General features: G+C 42.1%; 4 protein-coding genes. 3 read left to right on the top strand and 1 reads right to left on the bottom strand.

The window, feature by feature from the left end:
- The 3 genes from IQ229_RS12310 to IQ229_RS12300 form a co-directional block, all read left to right on the top strand.
- Positions 1-313: Nif11-like leader peptide family RiPP precursor (locus IQ229_RS12310; protein WP_228013417.1), on the top strand; the 313-nt coding region annotated here is incomplete at its 5' end.
- A 241-nt stretch (positions 314-554) separates the two neighbouring features.
- Positions 555-845: a Nif11-like leader peptide family natural product precursor gene (locus IQ229_RS12305; RefSeq protein ID WP_114082563.1), complete on the top strand. Its 291-nt coding sequence runs from the start codon at positions 555-557 to the stop codon at positions 843-845.
- 331 nt (positions 846-1,176) lie between these two features.
- A complete protein-coding gene (locus IQ229_RS12300) occupies positions 1,177-4,485 on the top strand; it encodes a type 2 lanthipeptide synthetase LanM family protein (protein WP_228013416.1) in 3,309 nt (1,102 codons plus the stop codon).
- Between the two features lie 111 nt (positions 4,486-4,596).
- On the opposite strand, the gene IQ229_RS12295 is transcribed toward IQ229_RS12300, so the two are convergent.
- Positions 4,597-5,152 (bottom strand): DUF4198 domain-containing protein (locus IQ229_RS12295; protein WP_194044052.1); only part of this gene is annotated, 556 nt, incomplete at its 5' end.

Here is a 5,152-nt window from a genome sequence, read left to right as displayed (position 1 = left end):
AAATAAGTCAATAAAAACGGAGAACAAACCTATGCTACACCAAATTAAAGAATTGCTGCAAAATGCACAATTACAACAGCAAGTAAAAGCAGCAGCTAACCAAGCAGAAGCTATCAAAATGATAGCGATCGCCAGTGCAGAAAAAGGTTATAACTTCACAGTTGAAGCCATTTCTCAAATGCTGACAGAACTAACCTTTGTGGACTCCAATGAACTGAGTGAAGAAGAATTACTTAGTGTTAGTGGTGGATTGATGGCTGATAGTGCGCCTAAGCTATGTCATACAGAAGGCTGTGGTGGCGGACACTGCTAAAAAAGGTATGTAGCTTCTCTTTCTCTTTGGTCTTGTAGCCTCCAAAGTTAGGTTGTTTTTCTAAAAGAGCTTTTTAGATCCAACTTTTCCAATATTTTAATTTGGATAACTTCCATACTTGTTACTGAGGTTTAAGACAGAAAGAGATACTGCATAACCGATTCCCTCTTTACTTTTTTAACCAAGAAAAAGAGGGAATTCAATTAACAATTACTATCACTAGCTCGGAGAAAATAAAATTATGTTGTCACAAATTCAAAGCCTACTCCAAAATAGCCAATTACGCGAGAATATACAAGCAGCAGTTACCCAAACAGAAGCCATCAAACTGTTGCTAATTGCCAGTGCAGAAAAAGGTTATACTTTCACAGCCGAAAGCGTAGCTCAAATGCTAGCAGAACTGACCTTTGTGGATTCCAACGAACTGAGCGAAGAAGAATTACTCAGTGTTAGTGGCGGTGCAATGGCTGATAGTGCGCCCAAATTATGCCATACAGCCGGCTGTGGTGGCGGACACTGCTATCTCTCGTAATTTGTAATTTTTGGTGAAATATAGGACTCCGGCTTGATTTTTGAAAACATACTGAGACTGAAAAGACCGTTTTATCTTAAATATTGTTCAAAAATCATAATATATGAGTCCTATAATACACCAAATAGTCAAGTTTTTGGTCTTTATCTGTTGGGGACTTGTACCCCAACAAATTCAATTAATAACTACAAGTTATTTTAATTATGCCTACCTAATTAGTACTTAATTTAAAACTGATTTCAGACGAACGCTATTGTTATTAATACCAACTATTAAAACGTAGACCAGAATTGATATTTACCTTTGAACTCCCACTATGAGAAATCCCGCTATGGTTCAACAAGTTGTTCGCTTATCCCAACAGAAAACATCAAACGATTTAAGGGCGATCGCTGCGAATGCTAGCTTTATCTGGGAACGCCTTGATGAAAGCAGATTTGCAATTAATGGCGATCGAGTCAATGAAGAAGAAATTAACCGTCGTAGACATCACTGGTGTCAAGTTGCAGCAGAAGGTAAATGGGATACGTTACACAAACGCTTAGAGTGGGAGGGACTAAACCTCGATACCGTTAGTTCCAGATTGGGAACCATCGAGTTGCTTGCCGATCAACCTTTGCCGGAGTGGGCAGAAACCTTGCAGCAAATCATCCAAACCGCTACAGGATTCAATTCTGCAACCGAAGTATTTCTACCCATAGATTCACAAAATCCGATCGCCTTTGAAGATATTCTTTTGCCTGCTATCTTGGTAGCCAGACAGCAATTACTGACTCGCTGCGACAGCCAATTCACCCAAGAGTCTCTTCCCTTATCGATTCTTTCCTATGACGCTTACAGTTCTCTAGAACGTGGTCTACTGAAACGATTAGCAGGACTTTGCACTAAAACATTAGATTTTGAATTTTCTCAGGTGCGTCCCTTTGGTCAAAGCTTGCTCGGCTTACTAGGACTGGAGACAGAAAACAATAACACTCACTACATCAAGTTCGTCAATCAACTCCTAGAAGATGGAATGCTGACGTTCTTCCAAAAGTATCCAGTTTTCGGTCGGTTAGTGGCAACAGCAGTAAATTTTTGGGTTGAGTTCACTGCTGAATTTCTCGAACGTTTAGTTGCAGATAGAACAGATATTCAACGTACTTTTAATCAAGCGATCGCTCCATTTTCTCAAAATAAAGTTGCCGAAATTCAAACATCCATTTCCGATGCACACAAACGCGGGCGAACGGTGATTTCACTCACCTTTGAGTCTGGACTTAAACTTGTTTATAAACCCAAAGATTTAGGATTAGAGGTTGTCTTTAACCAATTTTTGGATTGGTGCAATCAACACAGCGATCTTTTAGATTTTAAAGTCACTCAAGTACTTGAGCGCAATGGTTATGGTTGGGTGGAACATATTGAACAGTTGCCTTGTGTGGATGAAGCAGCTGCGAAACGATTCTATCAGCGTTCTGGGATGTTGTTGTGTGTGCTTTATGCTTTGCGGGGAACAGATTGCCATTACGAAACCTTAATTGCCAATGGTGAGCATCTGGTGCTGATTGACATGGAAACGCTGCTGCACCATGAACCAAATCTCATTGAAGACTCACCGCTTACCCAAGATTTAGAAACAACCGCCACACGACAATTTTGGGATTCCGTACTCCGCACCGGACTTTTACCGCGTTGGGACTTTAGTGGCGATCGCAGTGTCGCTTATGATATTAGCGGGCTAGGCAGCACAGATCCCCGATTATCTCCCCGTAAAGTCCCGCGTTGGCAGAACATTAATACAGATAATATGCATCTGTTGTCTGAGCCTGTAACCTTGCCGATTGGGAAAAATGTGCCGTTCTTGGGTGAAGTTGTTCTGTCTCCAAACGATTATCAACTACAAATCACCACTGGATTTGAGCAGATGTATCGCTTTTTGATGGCGCACAAAGATTTTTTAATTTCACGCCAAAGTTTGCTATCTGCTATGCAAAATCAGCAGGTACGCTTTATCTTCCGCAACACCCGCATTTATGGCATCATCCTCCAAAAAGCTTTAGCACCCGATTATCTCAAACACGGCGTAGATTACAGTATTCAACTCGATGTTCTCAGTCGTGCTTTTCTAGTTGCTCAAAATAGACCAAACGCCTTTCCTGTTTTGAGCGCGGAACTCCGAGCAATAGAACAATTAGATATTCCCTTCTTCACAGCTAGCGCGGTGGTTGATGAACTGAGTTTAAACGGTTCTTCTTCCATTCCCAACTACTTCAAGCAATCCAGTTACCAAGACCTGCTCAACCAGTTACAATCTCTAGATGAAACCGACTTAGCTCGACAAGTAGCGATTATTCAAGGCTCCTTCGATGCTAAGATTGCAACCACCTCCAGCCGCCAAGGTGGGCAATGGCAAGGCGAATCGTTACCGTTGCTAAATTCAGAACAATTGATTGCCGAAGCCAAAGAAATCGCCACTCAACTGGAAACCAGAGCCATTTCTGACCCTGATGGCAGCGTTAACTGGATTGGCTTAGACTTTGTGCCTCGCGCCGAACGATATCAACTGCAAGTATTAAATAATTGTCTCTCTGACGGACGCTCTGGAGTTGCTTTGTTTTTAGCTGCACTAACTCAAGAAACTGGTGATTCCCGTTACCGTGATTTAGCACTGAGGACAGTGCAATCTCTGCGTCGCCAAATTCACACTATCGATCCCGAAACTTGGGAACGCATGGCTCGTTTTATGGGCGTTGGGGGTGCAACAGGTTTAGGATCGATGATCTATAGCCTAGTGAAAATTAGTCAATTTCTCAACGATGCAACACTGTTGCCAGACGCTCAAGTATTAGCCAGTTTAATGACACCAGAACTAATTGCTGCCGATGAACACTTGGATATTATGAGCGGAGCAGCCGGGGCAATTTTGGGGTTATTGTCGCTGCATCAAGCCACAGGAGAAGCAACCGTTTTAGAAAAAGCGATCGCCTGTGGACAACATTTAATCAACCGTCAAGTTAGCCACAACGGTGCGCCCAAAGCTTGGCATACTTATTGGGATAAGCCCTTAACTGGCTTCTCTCATGGAGCCGCAGGTATCTCTTATGCCTTGCTCAGACTTTATGCCGCCACCTCAGAGGGCAAGTACTTAGAAGCAGGTTTAGCAGGAATTGAGTATGAGCGTAGCGTCTTTTGCCAGTCCACTGCCAACTGGCCAGACTTCCGCAGAATGGGACAACCAGGGCAACCTGACTTTGCAAATAAGTGGTGTCATGGAGCAGCCGGCATTGGTTTAGGACGCTTAGGTAGTTTGAGAATCGTGGAAACGCCGGAAATTCAACAAGAAATTGAAATTGCTCTCCAAACTAATCAGAATTTTGGCTTACAGGCGATCGATCACTTATGCTGTGGCAACTTCGGTAGGGCGGAAGTGCTGTTAGTCGGTGCAAAAATCTGTTCCCGTTCTGATTGGCATCAAATTGCTCACCAGAATGTAACAAATGTTGTGGCTAGAGCCAAGCGAACTGGAGCTTATCAACTGTTCCCCAACTTACCCAATTCTGTATTTAATCCTGGCTTTCTACCCGGTATATCTGGAATTGGTTATCAATTGCTGCGTCTGGCTAACAATGATTTACCTTCAATATTATTGTGGGATTGAGCTTGTTATTCGCATCTTGAGCGCCAAGTGATATGCAAAAATCGTTTTGGCCATTCACACCTTATTACCTCACTAGACGTTAATAGGGTATGATATAAGGCTAATTCGTCATTAAGCTTTAGGCGAAAAACGTTTTTTGTATAATCCCAGTAATCCAACTACGCTAAGACCAAGTAATGCCGATGCCTCAGGTACAGAAGTTTTTTGTGCTGTAAAGCCAGTTTCGTAAGAAATACTAGGGCTGGTAGCTGAAGCAACTGTGTAACTAGCCTCTATTTGTTGTAATCCTTCATCACCAATAGGAACCAAATAAGTACCATCTTGGTCGCCAGTTAACTTTTTGCCCAAATATTCTACTGTCACATTTGGAATTTGTTTTCCTTGATAAAGAACTTGAACTTTCAAGTTTCCTCCTGGTTTGACTGCAAGAGGATTCTGTAATGCGATGATTTCTAAAGGCAAGTTGAATGGTTGAGCCAGAGTGTCAGACCAATCGTAAAGAGCTTTAGTATACTTCAGATAATGGCTAACATCTTGATATTGTCCAATTTCTTGTTCGGAAATACTGCGATATTCATCGCCTACCTTAGCATAATAACCATTATCAAAAAACCCAGTTAATGCTGCAATTTCACCATTGGAAGTTAGAGATAGACTGTCTTTTTTT

This window comes from Nostoc cf. edaphicum LEGE 07299 (assembly GCF_015207245.1).
In the GTDB taxonomy this organism is placed as follows: domain Bacteria; phylum Cyanobacteriota; class Cyanobacteriia; order Cyanobacteriales; family Nostocaceae; genus Nostoc; species Nostoc edaphicum_B.
This window is presented reverse-complemented; position numbering and strand designations above follow the sequence as displayed.

What these genes read in the sequence shown, in the direction of transcription:
- IQ229_RS12305 (WP_114082563.1), top strand. Translation starts at nt 555, where the DNA reads ATGTTGTCACAAATTCAAAGCCTACTCCAAAATAGCCAATTACGCGAG.
- IQ229_RS12300 (WP_228013416.1), top strand. Translation starts at nt 1,177, where the DNA reads ATGGTTCAACAAGTTGTTCGCTTATCCCAACAGAAAACATCAAACGAT.